Genomic DNA, 17,582 nt, shown 5'->3' with positions numbered 1-17,582 from the left:
CTCCTCGGAACCTCTGTGAAACCTGTCTAGGACACCCTGGTGTCCAGAGCGAGGTGATCGGCATGATGTTGAGATTACGGGTGTCCTTTCCCGACAGACCAGGAGCCCTGGGGCAGGCCGCCCGGGTGCTCGGCACGCTGGGCGCGGACATCCTCCAGGTGACGGTGCTCGAGCGCGAGACGGGCCGGGCGGTGGACGACTTCACCGTCTCCTGGCCAGGCACCCCGGACGCGGAGACCGTCAGGGACCGCCTGTCGGTCGTCCCCGGCATGCGGGTCGAAGGCGTCTGGCCCACCCGTGAGATTCCCGGCACCGCGCCCGACTACGACCTGCTCAAGCACGTCGCCGCCGACCCGGGCCGGGCCTTCGCCACCCTCGTGGACGCCGTGTCCGACCTGGCGAGTGCCGAGTGGGCGGTCATCGTGTCCTCGGAGCGGAACGAGATCGTCCATCACAGCTGGCAGGCTCCGTCCTTCGAGGAGTCGGGAGGTCTCGTCGGCGTCAAGATGGCCGACCTCGCCTCCCTGCGCCCCTCGACGCTCAGCTCGGGCCGTCACCAGCTGATGAGCCTGCCCGTTCCGGGGGCGAGCCTGCATCTGATCCTCGCGCGCACCGAGGGGCCGGCCTTCCACCGCGCCGAACTGGACCGTGTCATGCGCGTCCTGGAGATCGTCTCCATCATCGGCCGCTGACCCGGACCTTCTCTAATTGGGACGTTTCCGGCATGCCGGTCATGGGGTATGGGAGATCAAGGAGCGTCGCGGCGTCGCGCCGCTCCCATGACCTGGCTGCCGGACGGTTCGTGACCGATGCCGGAGCGCCGCCCGCCACGAGCGGCTCACCACGCCCCGTCAGGCAGGACGGCCATCGCGACACCCGATGGCTCATCCGTTGTCCCCCCGATAGATGCCGCAGGTCATATCGGGATCGGGCCTTCACCGGGCCGTGAGGAGGACAGCGTGATGCGTAAGCGCCACTTCATCGTGACCACGGGCTTGCTGGGGCTGTGCCTGATGACGACCACGGCCTGCGGGGACGCCTACTGGGCGGACACCGTGATGATCCCGATGGGAAGCGTGGAGACGACGACCCCCACGCCGCGGAGCTCCGCGCCGGAAAGTCCCGCGCCCGAGACCCCCGCACCCGAGACCTCCGCGACCACCGACATGCCCAAGGGGTTCAAGCCGGTCGGCAGCATCGCCAGCGGGCTCGTCGTCGCGGTCCCCGAGAAGTGGATCGCGCTGGACCTGAGCAAGGACGATCTGGAGCAGGGTCTGCGGAGCATCGGGCTGTCGGGTCCCGGGCTGGAGCGGGCCAAGCAGAGCCTGCAGACGCTGGTGGACAACAGGGCCATCTGGGCGTCCGATCCCGCGTCGACCGAGACGTCACCGAACAGGTTCGCCACCAACCTCAACGGCTACTGCCAGTCCGGTCCCAGGACCACGGTGGACGAGCTGATGACCTCCGCCAGAACGGAGTTGGAGCAGCTTAACGCCAAGGTCTCCGAGGCGGCGGAGATGCCGATCGATTCCGGTTCCGCGGGGCGGGTCATATATTCGTTCACGACCAACGGCCTCACCGTTAAAGGCACGCAGTATTACGTTCCCGCGCAGGATAAGACCTGCATTGTCACCCTCAGCACCGATCAGGATGGCAAGCAGGAACTGTTCGACAGCATTGGTAAGACGATCCACCCGATCTGACAACCGCTTGTTGAATTGCATTGACTGTTTAAGTCAGCGGTGGGGAGGGTCGATACGGGAGCCGTCGAGAGCGAAGAGCATCAGCCGGGTGACGTCGATGCCGACCCGGGCGGGCTCGCCGGAGCGCCAGACCGGACGGGACCCCACGCGGACGATGAGATCGGCCCGGCGGTGGGTGCCGCCGCCGACCTGTTCCTGCGTCTGGTGGGGCTCGGCCTCCTCGGGGACGGAGCGGGGCATCAGGCGGCGCATGATCGCACGGGTGCGGCCGCCCGGGACGGAGGACGCCAGGCCGTTGGCCCTGTGGCGGGGATCCGGGGGCTCGGGCACGGCCATGGCGGTCAAACCGCTCTCGACGTAGGCGAGCCACTCGTGGCCGTGATACTCCAGGGCACGGACGCGGCCCAGGAAGGTCGGGCCCTCGAAGGTGTCGGGAACCGGTGCCAGGCAGTCGGGGCGGAGACCGACGATGATCTGGTTGCCGACGTGCTGGGAGATGACGTAGGCCCTGGGATCGGTCCAGGGAATCATTATCTGGTGAGGACCGAAGTCCAGCAGGATGAACTGGTTCTGCGGCGTGCGTACGGTGGCCGCGAGAAGGTTGAGCTGCTGGGAGCTGAGGAAGGCCGCGGTGAAGGCGGTGGCCGGGTCGTTGTAGACCTGGCCTGGGGTGCCGACGTCCTGCAGGACGCCGCGGTTCATTATGGCGATCCTGTCGGCCAGGGTCAGGGCCTCGACCTGGTCGTGTGTCACGTAGACCGTGGTCACGCCGAGAGAGCGGACCAGCGAGGAGATCTCCATGCGCAGCTCGGTGCGCATGCCCGCGTCCAGGTTGGACAGCGGCTCGTCCATCAGGAAGAGCGAGGGCTGTCGGACGATCGCGCGGCCCATCGCGACGCGCTGGCGCTGGCCGCCGGAGAGGGTTCCAGGGCGGCGATCAAGTGTTTCGTCGATGTGCAGGGCCTTGGACAACTCGATCACGCGTTCCCTGATCATCGCCGGGTCGGCTTTGGCGATCTCCAAAGGGAAGGACATGTTGCCGCGCACCGTGCGATGCGGGTACAGCGCGCCGTTCTGGAAGACCATGGCGACGTCGCGGTCGCGCGGAGCGAGTTCGTTGGCGAGCTCCCCGCCCAGCCAGAGGTCTCCGGAGGTGACGTCCTCCAGTCCCGCGATCATCCGGAGCAGCGTGGACTTACCGCAGCCGGACGGTCCCAGCAGGACGAGAAACTCCCCATTTTCGGCGCGCAGATTCATGCGGTCAACCGCAAGGAACCCCCCGGGGTAAACCTTGCTCACATTATCGAGGACGACGGTACTCATGCGCGCTCGTTCCTCCCGGACTCCGCTGCCCGGATCCCAGCCGTGTAATTGATGAGGTAGTACATCGCGACACTTGCCCATGTGTCCATAGATGTCGTTAGAAATCGCACATCTGTCGGTTACTTTCGAGTTCCATGCTGTGTGGGTGGGTTAAGGAATGCGCGGTTTGACGTGGCAGCCCTGGCCGGAGACCCTGGGATGTTACAGTTTGCGAAAAGTTTCGGAAATGAGTTTCACGCGAGGGTGTCGAACGCGGATTTGGTTCGCGCCCGATTCAGCGCATGGTGGGGTGGCTTCTGATGGCCGGTGAACTCGAGCGGACCCCCCGTCCCCGCCCTGACGGGGCGGGAATCCGGCTGGCCGACATCGCCGCGCAGGCGGGGGTCAGCGAGGCCACGGTCAGCCGGGTGCTCAACGGCAAACCGGGAGTGTCGCAGCTGACCAGGCAGGCGGTACTGACGGCGCTCGACCTCATGGGCTACGAGCGTCCGCAGCGGCTGCGCCAGCGCAGCAACGGGTTGATCGGCCTGGTGACCCCGGAGCTGGACAACCCGATCTTCCCGGCCTTCGCCCAGGCCATCGAGAAGGCGCTGACCCAGCACGGCTACACCCCCGTGCTCTGCACCCAGCTGCCCGGCGGGGCCCCCGAGGACGAGTTCACCGAGTTGCTGATGGACCGCGGAGTGAGCGGCATCGTCTTCGTCTCCGGACTGCACGCCGACGTCACGGCCAAGATGGACCGTTACATCCGCCTGACCGACCGCGGGCTGCCGATCGTCCTGATCGACGGCTACAGCGACCGGATCGACGCGCCGTTCATCTCTCCGGATGATCGGGCGGCGGCGCGGCTGGCCGTACAGCATCTGGTGGATCTGGGGCATGAGCGGATCGGTCTGGCGGTGGGTCCGGGCCGGTTCGTGCCGGTGATCCGGAAGATCGAGGGCTATCGCAAGGCGATGGCGCAGTTGCTGGGGGTCAGCGAGGTGGACGATCTGATCTCGCATTCGCTGTTCTCGGTGGAGGGTGGTCAGGCGGCCGCGGCGCAGTTGCTGGAGCGGGGCTGCACGGGCATCGTGTGCGCCTCGGATCTGATGGCGCTGGGTGTGATCAGGGCGTGCCGGGACCGCGGCCTGTCGGTGCCCGGTGACGTGTCGGTCGTCGGGTTCGACGACTCGCCGTTGATCGCCTTCACCGACCCGCCGCTGACCACCGTGCGCAAGCCCATCGGCGCGATGGCCTCGGCGGCCGTGGCGACCCTGCTGGAGGAGATCAAGGGCATGCGGGGCAAGCACGTCGAGCTGATGTTCCAGCCCGAGCTGGTCGTGCGCCGCTCGACGGGCTCCGGCCCCCTGGTGAGCCGCTAGCGGAGCCGGCCGGGGGGTTCCGGCCCGTCCAGGTGCGATCCAGACCCGGGCCGGCGAACGTTCCCGGTCACAGCATCACAGCGCTAGCCGAGGACGGCGAGGTCGAGGTGATGGAGGCGCGCCGGGTCGGCGATCACCTCGTACTCGGCGATCCTTCCCTTCTCGACCGTGAGGACAAGGACGAGGAGCAGGCGTCCGTACGGGGCCACGACGACTCCCACGGTTCCGTTCACCAGCGCTGCCTCCGCGAACCTCGCCCGCTGCGAGAGAAGCAGCGTTTCCTCCACCACGGCCCGCGCACCGCGGATCTCCGTCGGTACGCCCACGGGCAGCGCGGCGGCATCGGCTCGGCGCACGACGCCTGGGTCGAGAACCGCGAGAAGCCCGTTGATGTCACGGCCGCGTGCGGCGTCGAGGAAGGCGTTGACGACCTGGCGGTGCCAGGCGAGATCAGCGCTGGGGGTAACGGCCGTGCCTTTCACCCGTTGGCGGGCGCGGCTGGCGAGCTTCTTGGCGGTAACGGGTGATCGCCCCACGATGGGGGCGATCTCGTCGAAGGGTACGGCGAACATGTCGTGCAGCACGAAGGCGATCCGCTCCGCGGGCGCCAGCCTCGCCAGCACCACCAGCAGCGCGCGGCCGACCGAGTCGGCCATCACCGCTTCGTGTTCGGGGTCCGTCTGCCGGCCGCTCGTGATCGATTCGGGAACGTCCCACCCCACGGGCTCGTCGAGTCGTGCTCTGCGGGAGCGAAGCAGGTCGAGGCACACGCGGGCGACGACCGCGGTCAGCCATCCCGCCAGGTTCTCGACGCCGCTGACGTCGGAGCGGCTGAGCCGTAGCCAGGTTTCCTGGACGGCGTCTTCGGCGTCGCTCAGCGAGCTGAGCATCCGATAGGCGACCGTCAGCAAGTGGCCGCGATGGGCCTCGAATCGTTCCGCCAGAAGATCATGCCTGTCCATCGGTCACCTTTCCTCGTCGCGTTTCGTCATGTCCAGCGATGGAGTGAGGTTGGGTGCTCGATGGTCGAGTAAAGCGATGTCCGCCGGTCAGGGGCATGTGCCGTGCCTCTGACCTCCAGGGCCGTCAGTCTAACGGTGCGCGCCGGACGGAGCTTCGCCCCCGGCGGCAGCGAGGTGGCGCCCGGTATCACGGCCCGTGGAGAACCCCCCGGGAGAACCTCGGGAATCAGTGGGTTCATCAGTCCCAGGCCCCGGCCCCGAAACCGCCCAAGGTTGTCGGATCGTACGGGGTCGTCCACATGAACAGAGCAGGAAAGCAATGCACAACGACCAGGAGGACGACATGTTCGAAGCAACCGGTCCCCTTGCGCGGGAGTCCGCTCCGGTGCGGATCGCGGTGGCCTTTCACAGCGGGTACGGGCACACCGCCCGTCAGGCCGAGGCCGTAGCCGACGGCGCCGGGGAAATGGGCGGGACGACGGTGGAGCTGGTGGCGGTCGACCGGCTCGACGACTCGCTGTGGTCGATCCTCGACGCCGCGGACGCGATCGTCTTCGGTGCTCCGACTTACATGGGCAGCCCGTCGGCGGCGTTCAAAATCTTCGTCGAAAGGACCAGTGCCGTTCTGAAGGACGATCTGCGCTGGAAAAACAAGATCGCTGCGGGGTTCACCAACAGCAGCAGCATGAGCGGCGACAAGCTCAACACTCTGGTCGATCTTGTGGTGTTCGCCGTGCAGCACGGCATGATCTGGGTTGGGCTCGCCGGGTCCGGTGGATGGTCGAGCACCGGCGGTTCGGTGGAGGACCTCAACCGGTTGGGCAGCTGGCTGGGCGCCACAGCCCAGTCCGACAGCGACGTCGGCCCAGAGGTCGCGCCGCCGGCCACCGACCTGCGTACCGCCGCCGAACTCGGACGACGGGTGGCCGCCGTCACGCGGGTGTACAGACGTGGCGCAGATCTCGAACCGGCCGCGGCCGAGCTCGCCTCGGCCGGCTGACCGGGAAAGCGGGGATCGGTGCGGGCGGCCCGGCGGCGGGGCCGCCTGGCCCTCTGCACCGGACGACCTCGCCGGCGAGCCGATCCTCCCCGGCCCCTCCGTCGTGACGTTCACCTCACCCGCAACGCCGCCAGACGTGACTCCAGGTCATGAATAACTACACTGAGTGACCATGGGGGCGCCGAGGGACCAGATCATCCGAACACTCATCCCCGCACGGATCGACCGGCTGCCCTGGTCCCGGTTCCACACCAGGATGGTGGTGGCGCTCGGGGTGGCCTGGGTGCTCGACGGCATGGAGATCGCGATCGCCGGCGCCGTCGGCAACGTCCTCCGCGAGAGGGAGACCCTCGGGCTGACCACGGTCCAGGTGGGGTTCGCCGCCTCGATCTACCTGATCGGCGAGGTCGTCGGCGCTCTGGTGTTCGGGCGCCTGTCGGACAGGTTCGGGCGGCGCAAGCTCTTCATCATCACGCTCGGCCTCTACCTCATCGCCAACGGCATCACCGCGTTCTCCTTCTCCTACTGGTGGCTGCTGCTGTTCCGGTTCTTCGCCGGCGTGGGCATCGGCGGGGAGTACGCGGCGATCCACTCGGCCGTCGACGAGCTCATCCCCGCCAGATACCGCGGCCGGGCCGACCTGGCGATCAGCGGCACCTACTGGCTGGGCGCCATGATCGGAACGGCTTCCACGTACGTCCTCCTCAACCCCGACCTGCTCCCGGTCAACCTGGGCTGGCGACTCGGCCTGCTGATCGGCCCGCTGCTCGGCCTGACGGTCTGGGGCCTGCGGCGGCACCTGCCGGAGAGCCCGCGCTGGCTGGTCATGCACGGCAAGGAACGGGAGGCCGAGCTGGCGGTCCGGGAGATCGAGGACCACGTGCGCGAGTCCGGCGGGGAGCTGCCGCCGGTGGACGAGAGCCGGGCCCTCGTCGTCCGGCCGCATGGCGAGGTCGGCTACCGCGACGTCCTCCGAGTGGCCTTCAAGCAGTATCCGAAGAGGTCGATCCTGGGCGCCACCCTGATGATCAGCCAGTCGTTCCTCTACAACGCGATCTCCTTCACCTACGTGCTGGTGCTCTCGCAGTTCTACGGGGTGAGCCCCTCGGACGCGGCGCTGTATCTGCTCGCCTTCGCCGCGGGCAACCTGCTCGGCCCGATCGTCCTCGGCCCGCTCTTCGACATCGTGGGCCGCAAACCCATGATCTCCTCCACCTACATCGTCTCCGGCCTCCTGCTGGCGGGCACCGGCTGGCTGTTCAAGGAGGGCCTGCTGACCGCGACCACCCAGACGCTGCTCTGGTCGGTCATCTTCTTCGTCGCCTCCGCGGCGGCCAGCTCCGGCTACCTCACCGTCAGCGAGCTGTTCCCGCTGGAGATCCGGGCCCTGGCCATCGCGGTGTTCTTCGCCATCGCCCAGGGCTTCGGCGCGCTCGGCCCGACCATCTTCGGCGCCCTGATCGGCGAACAGCAGAACCCCGACCCGACCCGCCTGTTCTACGGCTACCTGGTCGCGGCGGCCATGATGGTGATCGCCGGGCTCGTCACCATCCTGCTCGGCGTCAAGGCCGAACGGGTCTCCCTGGAGGACCTCACTCCGCCCCTGTCGGCGGCCACGAAGTAGCCCGGGAGGTCCGCCGGACATCCGGCGGTCGTCCATGAGCGGCCGAACGGCGAAACCCGCAAGGTCGCCGCGAGGACAGGTCCGCGCCGTCAGGCGGGGTTGTGCAGGAGTGCGAGCAGGCAGGGCCGCAGGAGACGGTCGATCTCCTCCTGGGGCGCGTCGCGCAGGGGTTCGAGATCGAGCAGCTGGTGGCCGATGGTGACACCGAGCATGATCGAGGTCACCAGCGCCGCGCGCAGGCGGGCGTCGTCGCCGGCGAGTGCCGACCCGATCCGGTCGATCTGCGTGCCGAGCGCGGCTTGGGCGGAGGTGGCCGCCTCGGGGTGGGTGAGCATCGAGCGCATCATCGCCAGCGAGGTCGGGGGCAGCCCGCTCAGCTTCACGCCGAGCGTCTCCAGCATCCGCTCGATGAGCTCTCCCGGCTCCGACTCTCCCTCGGGCACGGGAGAGGCCTGGACGGCCCGGCTGAACAACCCCTGCTTGGACTCGAAGTACTGCATGACGAGGGCCGGATCGACACCTGCCTCCGTGGCGACCGCCCTGATGGTCGTGCGCTCGAAGCCCCGCTCGGCGAACAGCGCGCGCGCCGCCTCCAGGATCCGTTGCTCGGAGTGGCGGCGCCGGTCGGCCCTGGAGAGGTTCACGTCGTGACTCTACAGCCGTTGACCCAACGAGATCGCGACTCGTACACTCAACACACGTTGAGCGAATGGAGCAGTCATGCAGATCACGACCATCGTCGCCCGCTATCACGACGCGATGCTTCGCAAGTCGGCCGATGCCCTCGCCGACCTCTACGCCGAGGACGCCGTTCACGAGTTCCCCTTCACCACCCCCGGTCTGCCGCCCCGGTTCGAGGGACGCGAAAAGATCCGCGCCGGATACCGGGCCATGTGGGGCGCGAGTCCGGCGCGGGTGGAGGAGATCCGCAACGTGGTCACCTACGAGACCACCGACTCCGAGGTGATCGTCGTCGAACACGAGACGATGGGCGTCGTGGACACCACCGGCGGCCGGTTCAGGGTGCCCGGCCTGCTGGTTCTCCGGGTCAGGGACGGCCACATCGTCCACTGCCGCGACTACATGGACGCCGCCGGAGTCGCCCAGGCCCGAAACGCCTGACCACCGTGCCGGGCCGGGCGCTTCCGCTCACCCGATCGGACGGCGGGGGAGCGCCAACGTGCACCCGAGGCGTCGCCGTTCAGGAGGAGAGGGGGTTCCGCTTCGCCGGCCTCGGCGGTGTCAGGAGGACGGGGTGCGCTCGCCCGCGCCCGTGAGGTAGGCGACGACCATCTCGCCGATCATCGTGCGATGCCTGTCCCGGTGCTCGGGAGCGGTCAGGTCACGCCCGAACAGCGCGCCGAAGGTGTGCTGGTTGGCGATGCGGAAGAAGCAGAACGAGCTGATCATCATGTGCACGTCGACGGCGTCGGCCTCGGTGACGAAGTCGCCGGAGGCCTGGCCCGCGTCGAGGATCTGGGAGATCACGTCGAGCACGGGGGTGCCCAGGTTCGCCAGGGCCTCCGATTTGCGGATGTGCTCGGCCTGGTGGATGTTCTCGATGCTGACGAGCTTGATGAAGTCGCGGTGGGCGTCATGGTGGTCGAAGGTCAGCTCCGCGAGGGTGCGGATCGCCTCGATCGGCGCCAGATGCTCCACGTCGAGCGTGCGCTCGACGGCCCGGACCTCGGAGTAGGCGTTCTCCAGGGCGGCGATGTAGAGCTGTTCCTTGCCGCCGAAGTAGTAGTAGATCATCCGCTTGGTCGTCCGCGTGAGGTCGGCGATCTCGTCCACCCTGGCGCCGGCGTAGCCGTGCCGGGCGAACTCCCGCTGCGCGACCGCGAGGATCTCCGCCTTGGTACGGTCGGGGTCACGCTGACGTTCCCCGGCTGCGCGGGTCGCGGGCTGCGAGGGCATGAGGCTCCACGGGGATGACGAGTCCTGGTCGGGCCTCATCTTATTGCCACGAACTCACCGATCAGCGGCCGCGTGCTGGGCGGTCAGCCGGATGGGCGCGTTCTGCGCGCCGTAGCCGTCATAGCCGCCGATGCGCTGGACGATCTCGAAGAACACGCGCCCGACGGTGATCGTGTAGAGGTGGAGGAACTCGCCGCGGGCGTCACGGTCGTAGAGCAGCCCGAGCTCCCTGAGCATCCGGTGCCGCTCGGGCCCCAGGTCGTGGCGGGCTTCGAGATCGTCGTAGTAGTTGCCGGGGATCGGCAGCAGCACGCCGCCGAGAGCGCGAAGCCTGCGAGCCGTGGCGACGATGTCCCGGCTGGCCAGCGCGACGTGCTGCCAGGAGACGTCGGGGTGGGAGGCGTGCGAGCCGACGTAGGCCACGTTGAGCGCTATGCGCACCGTGCCGTCGGCGTTGGTCATCGCCCTGCTCCTGAGCAGGCCGTAGGGGTCGGCCAGCTCCAGGCTCTCCTGCGGTCGCAGGCCGAGGACGCTGCGGTAGAAGAGCGAGGCCTCGTCGAAGTGGTGCCACGGCTGGGTGAGCGCCACATGGTCGATGTGAGTGATCTCGCCGGGCACCGGCTCCACGGAGGCGCCGGTGAAGTCATCGGTCCAGCTGGTGTGGTCCGGTTGCGCCGTACGGCAGAAGAACAGCGCGGTGCCGTCGGGGGCGGCGACGGAGTCCAGCGGGGCGTCGTGCGGGGCGCGGCGGCGCGGAAGGGTCGGGGAGAGCAGCGACTGCGCGCGTTTGACCGAACCCGCAGGATCGGGGGTCTCCAGCCCGATCGCGTCGAGGGACGGATCCTCCGCCGGCTCTCCCGCGTTCAGCAGGATCCTGGCCTGACCCTGCTCCCAGAGCTCGACCGGCTTGCCGCCGTGCACACCCGTACGCGCGAGTCCGAGGGCGCGCAGCAACGCGCCGAGCTCGGCGGTATCGGAGGCGGCCAGCTCGGCGAAGGCGAATCCGGTGGGGACGACGGGGCGCGGCGGGACGGAGAGGGCGGCGGCCTGCGGCAGGCGCCTCGCCGCCGACTCCTCCAGGGCGATCAGAGACCGCATGGCGTCGACCGCGGTACGGGCGGTGTCGGCCTGCCGGAAGACGTCGTTGAACACCTCCAGCGACAGCGGCCCGGAATATCCGGCTCGCAGGACGTGAGCCACCAGACCCGCCAGGTCGAAGCCGCCCTGCCCGGGGAAGCAGCGGTAGTGGCGGCTCCACTGCAGGACGTCCATCGCGAGGAGCGGGGCATCGGCGAGCTGCAGGAAAAAGATCTTTTCGCCGGGGATCGCCTCGATGCCACCGGGGTCGGAACCCCGCGACAGGATGTGGAAGCTGTCGAGGCAGACGCCCAGAGACGGATGGTCGGCCATCCGTGCGATCCGCCAGGCATGCAGATACTCGTTGACGTGGCGGCCCCAGGCGAGCGCCTCGTAAGCGATCCTGATCCCGTGCTCGGCCGCCCGCTCGGCGAGGAGGCGCAGCTGTTCGGCGGCGAGCGCGTCGTCGTCGACGGCCTCGGGAGAAACGCTGGAACAGACGAGCAGCCGGGTCGAACCGAGCCGTTCCATCACGTCGAACTTGTGCTCGGCGCGGCGCAGGTTCCGGTCGAGGACGTTGGCGGGGACCGCCTCGAAGTCACGGAACGGCTGGTAGAGATCGATGCTCAGACCGAGGTCCGCAGCCCGTACGCGCACCTCCTCGGGGGACAGGGGGCTGGCGAGCAGGTCGTTCTCGAAGATCTCCACACCGTCGAACCCCGCGCCGGCGATCGCGGTCAGCTTCTCGGCCAGCGTGCCGCTGAGCGACACCGTGGCGATGGACTTGCGCATGTCGGTTCTCCCTCTCAGGCACTGACGAGATCGGTCAGGTGGGCGAGCATCCGTTCGGCGTCGGGCTCGCATCCGGTGAAGAGATGGAAGGCGTGGGCGGCCTGGAAGACGACCATGCCCCCGCCGTCAAGGGTCCGGCAGCCAAGCGTCCGCGCGCGGCGGAGCAGCTCCGTCTCCAGCGGGCGGTAGACCACGTCGGCGACCCAGAGCGCCGGGTGCAGCAGGTCGGCGGGCAGGGGCAGTCCGGGATGCGCGGCCATGCCGGTGGGGGTCACGTTGACCAGGCCGTCCGCGTCGGGCAGCAGCCCGGCCAGCTCGGTCGCGGCCTCGGCGCGCCCGGCACCAAACCGGTCCGCCAGCTCGGCGGCCAGCGAGACCGCCCGGTCGGGCTGGACGTCGACGAGGGTGATCCGGCCGGCGCCGAGGGTCAGCAGCGCGTGCGCGACCGCGGCGCCCGCGCCACCCGCCCCGAGCTGCACGATCCGGCGCGTGGACGCGTCCGGCAGCCCTCGGGTGAAGGACCGGGCGAATCCCGTCCAGTCGGTGTTGTGCCCGATGGCGCGGTCCCCGTCGAACACGACGGTGTTGACGGCGCCGAGCATCGCGGCGTCGGGCGAGAGCTCGTCCAGGTGCTTGATGACGGTCTGCTTGCACGGATGGGTGATGTTGAGCCCGGTGTAGCCGAGCTGCCGGGCCGCGCGCACGAGGTCGCCGGCCGCCTCCGCGTCCAGTCCGAGATCGGCGATGTCGATGAGGCGGTAGAGATAGCGGAGGCCGTGGAAGTCCGCCTCTCGCTCGTGCAGGGGAGGGCTGAGAGAGGGGCTGACGCCCGCACCGATCAGCCCGACCAGGTGGGAGGTCATCGGTCGCCCTTCTCCAGATTCTCCAGCAGGTGGGACAGATGGGTGAGGGCCAGGACGTAGCCGTGCGCTCCGGCGCCGCAGATCAGGGCGTCAGCGACCTCGGAGACGAACGACGTGCGGCGGTACGCCTCGCGGCGGTGGATGTTGGTCAGGTGCACCTCGACGATCGGGATGCCCACGCTGGCCAGGGCGTCGCGCAGGGCGACCGAGGTGTGCGTGTAGCCGGCCGCGTTGATCACGATGCCCGCGGCGTGCTGCCCGGCCTCCTGTACGGCGTCGATGAGCACGCCTTCGTGGTTGCTCTGCCGGAAGTCGATCAGCAGGTCGTTCTTCTCGCCGAACGCCTGGCACAGGGACTCGATCTCGTCCAGCGTGACGATGCCGTACAGCTCCGGCTCGCGCCGGCCGAGCAGGTTGAGGTTGGGTCCGTTGAGAACCAGTACGCGGGCGCCGGGGGCGCGGGACATTGACCACTCCTGAATGTACGAACTAGTACGTTACTTTATAGTCCGGCGATTCGCCTCTGGGAAGAACCACCCGCCTGGGTCACGTCCGATGAGGCGCGTCGGCCGGACGCCGGCCGGTCCCCTGGAAAGGACCGCCCCGCCTGGGTCGCGTTCGATGAGGCGCGTCGGCCGGACGCCGGCCGGTCTCCGATCTGACCGGCGTCACCGCCTCGGATCCGCGTCCGCGCGGACCTTATGCGATCACCGCGACCCGGCCCGCGAGGGAGGCCGAGAGTGGGGGAAAGCGGTCGAGCACCTCCGGATCATGGCCGGCGACCACGAGGTGAGGCCTGTCGGACAACTCCTTGATCCGGTCGAACGCTCCGTACATGCCGGTCATGCTGTGCAGGATCGCGAAGGGCCGGTCGTCCTCGATGTTCTCGTAGAAGTGGCTCGCGTCCGAGGCCAGCACCGCATGCCCCTGCGCCGTCCGCACCCGGACCACCTGCATGCCCGCGGTGTGCCCGCCGACCAGATGCACGCTCAGCCCCGGGACGACGGACGCGTCCCCGTCGACGAGCCGTACCCGGCCCTCCTTCTGAGCGGCCCGCAGGTGTGCCAGGTCGCTCTCGGAGAGCAGCCACCGCTCCCTGGTGATGCGCTCCGCCCACGGCCCGGTCCAGTAGTCGAGTTCGGACCGCTGGAGCACGTAACGTGCGGCCTCGAACTCGCGGGCCGTACCGGTGTGGTCGTAGTGCAGGTGGGTCAGGACGACATGGTCGACGGACTCAGCGGCCACCCCCATCTCGGCCAGCGTCTGGGAGGGAGAGGCGAGATACTCCAGGCCCGCGACGCCGGCGGCCCGGTCGGGGTGGATCCCGGTGTCGACGAGGACCGTGTGGTTCGCGGAGACCGCCAGCCAGACGTAGTAGGCCGTCGGATGCGGCTCGTCCCACCGGGCGTCGTAGCCGTGGAAGTGCTGGCCACGCCGCCCGTCTCGCCGCGCGTAGCGGATCGCGTAGACGCGGAACTCGTCATCTGCCCCGATGCTGCTCACATCAATCTCCGGTCGTCAGGCTCCGGCCGTCAATCTGCGGTCGTCAGGCTGCGGTTGTCAGGTTCGGCGTCAGGCTCCGATGCCGGGCTCCGTCGTCAGGCGGAGGCCGCCGCGGGCTCCGATGAGGTCCTTCCCCTCTTCACACCGAGATCCTCGGTGGGGACCTTGTAGGTTTCGCGTCCGGTCGCCACCGCGGCCACGTTGATCAGGCACAGGACCGCGATGAAGATCGAGACGCCGAGCCAGCTGTCCTTACCCGTTCCGGCGATGGCGGTCGCGATCGTGGGGGCGAACCCGGCGATCGCGAAGCCGATCTGGGTGCCGATCGCCATGCCGGAGAGGCGGACCCGGGTGCTGAACATCTCGCCGTAGAACGACGGCCACACCCCGCTGGTCGCGCTGTGCACGATGCCGAACATGAGGATCCCGACCAGGAAGATCAGGATGTAGTTGCCGGCCGCGATCGACCCCAGGTAGGCGAACATCAGCACGGCGCAGCCCAGGGAGCCGCCGATGAACACCGGCTTGCGTCCGATCCGGTCCGACAGCCTGCCCCACAGCGGGATCGTGATCACGGCCGCGACGTTGGCGAGGACGCCGACCCACAGCATGGGCGAACGTTCCAGCCCGATCGTGTTGACCGCGTAGGACAGGGCGTGGACCGTGAAGATCGTACTGACGGAGGCGATCACCGCGGCCACGACCACGCGCAGGACATCGACCTTGTGCGTCCGGAACAGTACGGCCAGGGGCAGCTTGGCGACGCTGTTGCTCGCGACCTCCTGCTCGAACGCCGGGGTCTCCTCGAGCGTGCGGCGGATGATGAGCCCGACCGCGGCGACGATGATGCTGAGCCAGAACGGCACCCGCCAGCCCCAGGACAGCAGCTGCTCCTCGGGGAGGGCGGCGATGGGCAGGAAGATCGCCGTCGCGATGATCTGACCGGCCTGGGTGCCGTTGAGGGTGAAGCTCGTGTAGTACGCGCGACGGTTCGGCGGGGCGTGCTCAAGCGTCATGGAGTTCGCGCCGGCCTGCTCGCCGGCCACCGAGAAGCCCTGCAACAGCCGGAGAACGACCAGAAGCACCGGGGCGAGCACCCCGACCTGGTCGTAGGTGGGCAGGCAGCCGACGAGGAAGGTCGAGATCCCCATCAGCACCAGGGTGAAGACCAGGACCTTCTTGCGGCCGAACTTGTCGCCGACGTGCCCGAGGACAAAAGCGCCGACCGGGCGGGCGAGGTAACCGACGCCGAACGTCGCCAGAGCCAGGAGCGTACCGGTGGCGGGGGAGGACGAGGGGAAGAAGATCTTGCTGAAGACCAGGGCCGCGGCGGTGCCGTAGATGAAGAAGTCGTAGTACTCCAGCGCACTCCCGATCCAGGCGGCGAGCGCCGCCTTCCGGGGCTTGCCTTGCGCGATGGGAGGAACGGCCGCGCCGGAGCCGGCTGGGTCTGTGGTCAAGGTGGTTCTCCTCTGCGAATGCTCCGATGCGTCGACGGCGAGACGATCGGTGCCGGGGGGCGGACGCCCGCTCGATGTCGTGGCGGGGGCATGACCAGGTCAAGCCTCCACGGACCGGGTGCGGGGGGCGACGGGGGGTGCCGTTCGATCGCTCGGCCGCGGGGCTCTCCCGCGTGAGCGGATTCGTCAGACGGATCTGCGACGGTGAGGGACGAACTAGATAGTTAACTACGGGGACGGCGAATCTCGCGATGAAGGTCGCCACCTGTCCGGCGTCGCACCCTACGCTCGCGATCGCAGTACGCCGACTGCCGGGCGGCCCCTCCATCAGAGCTCGTGCGGTCGAAACTAACTCACTAGTTCGTACATTACAAGGGTGTTTCCCCGCCGTAACCGCAAGATCTTTTTCGGCGCGGCTCGCTGCCTGTGAGGCCTCGCCGTAGGCGACGCTCCGCTCGGCCGTGAGCGCCTCGGCGCGCTGAAACCGATATCTCGGGACGGACGAGATCCGCTGTCTCTTCGCCCTGCCGTACACCCAGGACGCACGCCACTCCGAACGGCGGGCAGGCCGGCTATCGATCGGATGGGACCTGATTGCCGATCATCTGCAGCAGCGCGGCGTGCGTCTCCTGGTCGGCGGCCACGACAAGCCCGCCTGGACCGGTGTGCAGCGGTTGGCCATGGATGCCGGTCACCACGCATCCGGCGGCTTGGCACAGTGCGATTCCACCGGCGAAGTGCACGCTGTCACGGAGGTGGCCGTCGGTGACGTATGCGGCCCTGCGGCCGGCGGCGACCCAGGCCACCGCCAGGGTGGTGGAGACGACCCGCGGCTGGAACCGCCCAGAGAACTCGGCGTCGGCGAGAAGGCGGACCGCCCGGAAGCCCGGTCCGTTCGGGAACGGTGGATCGAGGTTGACATCCACCAACCGCGAATCGGACGACGGCGTGAGTTTCTCATCCACGCCGCCGGCGCGGACGTAGGCGCGTTCGCCGTCCGTCCAGAACACCTCTTCGGCGAACGGGTCGGCCGATGCCGCCGCGGTGATGTCGGACCCCACGCGCAGGGCGACGTTCACGGCGACCAGCATGTTCCGCACGGCGTAGTTCAGCGTGCCGCAGAGAGGATCGACCAGCCACATGCGCTCCGTGTCATCCGCGCCCGTTCGTCCGCTCTCCTCTCCGGTCACGGCATCATCTGGCCGAGCGGTCCGAAGGAGGTCAAGGATGGCCTTCTCCGCTTCGAGATCGGCGGCTGTGGCGAAGTCACCGGCAGACTTCTCGAACCGCGCCAGCCGCGTCCCGTACATGCCGCGAACCACGGCTGCTCCCGCCTGCGCTGCGGCCACGGCCAGCTCCGCATCGGTTCCCGCGTCCATGATCGGCATGCGTGCAGGATAACCCGGCCGCCGCCGCCCATGAATGGGGCCGGACGCGATAAGCGCTGTCTTGGGACTGACGGCCCGGCCGAGCGCTTCACCTCGGCCGTCACCCGCCGCTCGGCCGGCGGGGATGACGGCCTGTTCGCACGACCGGTGGCGGGCGCGCAGGAGTCCACGCCCCGGAGGCTCTAGCCGAGCGCCTTCTCCAACTGCGCCTTCGTCATCTTCGAACGACCCTCGATGCCGCGACGCTTGGCCTCGGCATACAGCTGGTCCCGCGTCCGGCCACCCGCTCCCGAGTGTGAGCGCAGCCCGCCGCGCCGCGATGAGGAGATGTCCTGGGTCGAGGTACGGCTCGCGGTCCGTGACTCACCGGCTCTGGCCCGCTCCTTGTTCACCGTACGGGCCGCGATCTCGGTCGCCCGCTTCTCGCTCACGCCGCGCTCGCGTTCGCTGTCCTTGATGTGCTCGTACTGCCGTTCCCGCTTGGGACTGGATCCCCGAGGCATGACGATCTCCTTCCCTCGATCCTTCGTCACGTATGCCCTTGTCCGGTCCATGCCCCAACGCTGCCCCGGCATGCGGGCACCGGTCGAACGGGTGCGGGCCAGT

At 68.7% G+C, this 17,582-nt stretch carries 17 protein-coding genes; 6 read left to right on the top strand and 11 right to left on the bottom strand.

Annotated features, from left to right (window positions below; genetic code table 11):
* Window positions 1–62 precede the first annotated feature (62 nt).
* Both DKM19_RS29015 and DKM19_RS29010 read left to right on the top strand, forming a co-directional pair.
* Window positions 63–692: an amino acid-binding protein gene (locus DKM19_RS29015; protein WP_110706068.1), complete on the top strand. Its 630-nt coding sequence runs from the start codon at window positions 63–65 to the stop codon at window positions 690–692.
* A 267-nt stretch (window positions 693–959) separates the two neighbouring features.
* The gene (locus tag DKM19_RS29010) at window positions 960–1,703 is read left to right on the top strand and encodes a hypothetical protein (RefSeq protein ID WP_162641857.1); all 744 of its coding nucleotides are present in this window, start codon (window positions 960–962) and stop codon (window positions 1,701–1,703) included.
* 33 nt (window positions 1,704–1,736) lie between these two features.
* Here DKM19_RS29010 and DKM19_RS29005 read toward each other — a convergent pair whose 3' ends face one another.
* Entirely contained in the window at window positions 1,737–2,960 is a 1,224-nt protein-coding gene (locus DKM19_RS29005; RefSeq protein WP_305000267.1) for an ABC transporter ATP-binding protein, read from the bottom strand.
* Window positions 2,961–3,325: 365 nt separating this feature from the next.
* Here DKM19_RS29005 and DKM19_RS29000 point away from each other — a divergent pair, with 365 nt between their 5' ends.
* Window positions 3,326–4,390, top strand: a complete 1,065-nt coding sequence (locus DKM19_RS29000) for a LacI family DNA-binding transcriptional regulator (protein ID WP_110706067.1) — start codon at window positions 3,326–3,328, stop codon at window positions 4,388–4,390.
* Between the two features lie 83 nt (window positions 4,391–4,473).
* On the opposite strand, the gene DKM19_RS28995 is transcribed toward DKM19_RS29000, so the two are convergent.
* On the bottom strand, window positions 4,474–5,352 hold the full coding sequence (locus DKM19_RS28995; RefSeq protein WP_110699891.1) for a sigma-70 family RNA polymerase sigma factor: 879 nt from the start codon (window positions 5,350–5,352) through the stop codon (window positions 4,474–4,476).
* A 343-nt stretch (window positions 5,353–5,695) separates the two neighbouring features.
* Between DKM19_RS28995 and DKM19_RS28990 the strand changes: the two genes are divergently transcribed.
* The gene (locus tag DKM19_RS28990; RefSeq protein ID WP_110706066.1) at window positions 5,696–6,352 is read left to right on the top strand and encodes a flavodoxin family protein; all 657 of its coding nucleotides are present in this window, start codon (window positions 5,696–5,698) and stop codon (window positions 6,350–6,352) included.
* 172 nt (window positions 6,353–6,524) lie between these two features.
* Window positions 6,525–7,976: an MFS transporter gene (locus tag DKM19_RS28985; protein WP_110699889.1), complete on the top strand. Its 1,452-nt coding sequence runs from the start codon at window positions 6,525–6,527 to the stop codon at window positions 7,974–7,976.
* 89 nt (window positions 7,977–8,065) lie between these two features.
* On the opposite strand, the gene DKM19_RS28980 is transcribed toward DKM19_RS28985, so the two are convergent.
* On the bottom strand, window positions 8,066–8,620 hold the full coding sequence (locus DKM19_RS28980; protein WP_110699887.1) for a TetR/AcrR family transcriptional regulator: 555 nt from the start codon (window positions 8,618–8,620) through the stop codon (window positions 8,066–8,068).
* 76 nt (window positions 8,621–8,696) lie between these two features.
* On the opposite strand from DKM19_RS28980, the gene DKM19_RS28975 reads away from it, so the two are divergent.
* The gene (locus DKM19_RS28975; protein WP_110699885.1) at window positions 8,697–9,098 is read left to right on the top strand and encodes a nuclear transport factor 2 family protein; all 402 of its coding nucleotides are present in this window, start codon (window positions 8,697–8,699) and stop codon (window positions 9,096–9,098) included.
* A 120-nt stretch (window positions 9,099–9,218) separates the two neighbouring features.
* Here DKM19_RS28975 and DKM19_RS28970 read toward each other — a convergent pair whose 3' ends face one another.
* The 8 genes from DKM19_RS28970 to DKM19_RS28935 form a co-directional block, all read right to left on the bottom strand.
* Window positions 9,219–9,893, bottom strand: a complete 675-nt coding sequence (locus tag DKM19_RS28970) for a TetR family transcriptional regulator (protein ID WP_089208174.1) — start codon at window positions 9,891–9,893, stop codon at window positions 9,219–9,221.
* Window positions 9,894–9,947: 54 nt separating this feature from the next.
* Complete coding sequence (locus DKM19_RS28965) at window positions 9,948–11,762, bottom strand: bifunctional sugar phosphate isomerase/epimerase/4-hydroxyphenylpyruvate dioxygenase family protein (protein ID WP_110699883.1); 1,815 nt, start codon at window positions 11,760–11,762, stop codon at window positions 9,948–9,950.
* Between the two features lie 14 nt (window positions 11,763–11,776).
* A complete protein-coding gene (locus tag DKM19_RS28960) occupies window positions 11,777–12,625 on the bottom strand; it encodes a shikimate dehydrogenase (protein WP_110699881.1) in 849 nt (282 codons plus the stop codon).
* Window positions 12,622–13,092, bottom strand: coding sequence for a type II 3-dehydroquinate dehydratase (gene aroQ / locus DKM19_RS28955; protein ID WP_110699879.1), 471 nt, complete (start codon window positions 13,090–13,092; stop codon window positions 12,622–12,624). The genes DKM19_RS28960 and aroQ overlap by 4 nt, the downstream gene beginning before the upstream one ends.
* 232 nt (window positions 13,093–13,324) lie before the next feature.
* Complete coding sequence (locus DKM19_RS28950) at window positions 13,325–14,128, bottom strand: N-acyl homoserine lactonase family protein (protein ID WP_204358292.1); 804 nt, start codon at window positions 14,126–14,128, stop codon at window positions 13,325–13,327.
* 95 nt (window positions 14,129–14,223) lie between these two features.
* Window positions 14,224–15,588: an MFS transporter gene (locus DKM19_RS28945; RefSeq protein WP_204358291.1), complete on the bottom strand. Its 1,365-nt coding sequence runs from the start codon at window positions 15,586–15,588 to the stop codon at window positions 14,224–14,226.
* Window positions 15,589–16,160: 572 nt separating this feature from the next.
* Window positions 16,161–16,967 carry an inositol monophosphatase family protein gene (locus DKM19_RS28940; RefSeq protein ID WP_110706064.1) on the bottom strand — a complete coding sequence of 269 codons (807 nt, stop codon included), beginning with the start codon at window positions 16,965–16,967 and terminating at the stop codon, window positions 16,161–16,163.
* A 191-nt stretch (window positions 16,968–17,158) separates the two neighbouring features.
* Window positions 17,159–17,479 (bottom strand): plasmid stabilization protein, encoded by a 321-nt coding sequence (locus tag DKM19_RS28935; RefSeq protein WP_110699875.1) that lies wholly within the window; start codon window positions 17,477–17,479, stop codon window positions 17,159–17,161.
* Between the last annotated feature and the right edge of the window lie 103 nt (window positions 17,480–17,582).

It is taken from the genome of Streptosporangium sp. 'caverna' (genome assembly GCF_003203775.1).
Lineage (GTDB): Bacteria > Actinomycetota > Actinomycetes > Streptosporangiales > Streptosporangiaceae > Streptosporangium > Streptosporangium subroseum.
This window is presented reverse-complemented; position numbering and strand designations above follow the sequence as displayed.

Excerpts from the sequence above, each read along its gene's own strand:
- DKM19_RS29015 (WP_110706068.1), top strand. The coding sequence starts at position 63 with ATGATGTTGAGATTACGGGTGTCCTTTCCCGACAGACCAGGAGCCCTG.
- DKM19_RS29005 (WP_305000267.1), bottom strand. The coding sequence starts at position 2,960 with ATGAATCTGCGCGCCGAAAATGGGGAGTTTCTCGTCCTGCTGGGACCG.
- DKM19_RS29000 (WP_110706067.1), top strand. The coding sequence starts at position 3,326 with ATGGCCGGTGAACTCGAGCGGACCCCCCGTCCCCGCCCTGACGGGGCG.
- DKM19_RS28995 (WP_110699891.1), bottom strand. The coding sequence starts at position 5,352 with ATGGACAGGCATGATCTTCTGGCGGAACGATTCGAGGCCCATCGCGGC.
- DKM19_RS28990 (WP_110706066.1), top strand. The coding sequence starts at position 5,696 with ATGTTCGAAGCAACCGGTCCCCTTGCGCGGGAGTCCGCTCCGGTGCGG.
- DKM19_RS28985 (WP_110699889.1), top strand. The coding sequence starts at position 6,525 with ATGGGGGCGCCGAGGGACCAGATCATCCGAACACTCATCCCCGCACGG.
- DKM19_RS28975 (WP_110699885.1), top strand. The coding sequence starts at position 8,697 with ATGCAGATCACGACCATCGTCGCCCGCTATCACGACGCGATGCTTCGC.
- DKM19_RS28970 (WP_089208174.1), bottom strand. The coding sequence starts at position 9,893 with ATGCCCTCGCAGCCCGCGACCCGCGCAGCCGGGGAACGTCAGCGTGAC.
- DKM19_RS28965 (WP_110699883.1), bottom strand. The coding sequence starts at position 11,762 with ATGCGCAAGTCCATCGCCACGGTGTCGCTCAGCGGCACGCTGGCCGAG.
- DKM19_RS28960 (WP_110699881.1), bottom strand. The coding sequence starts at position 12,625 with ATGACCTCCCACCTGGTCGGGCTGATCGGTGCGGGCGTCAGCCCCTCT.
- aroQ (WP_110699879.1), bottom strand. The coding sequence starts at position 13,092 with ATGTCCCGCGCCCCCGGCGCCCGCGTACTGGTTCTCAACGGACCCAAC.
- DKM19_RS28940 (WP_110706064.1), bottom strand. The coding sequence starts at position 16,967 with ATGGACGCGGGAACCGATGCGGAGCTGGCCGTGGCCGCAGCGCAGGCG.
- DKM19_RS28935 (WP_110699875.1), bottom strand. The coding sequence starts at position 17,479 with ATGCCTCGGGGATCCAGTCCCAAGCGGGAACGGCAGTACGAGCACATC.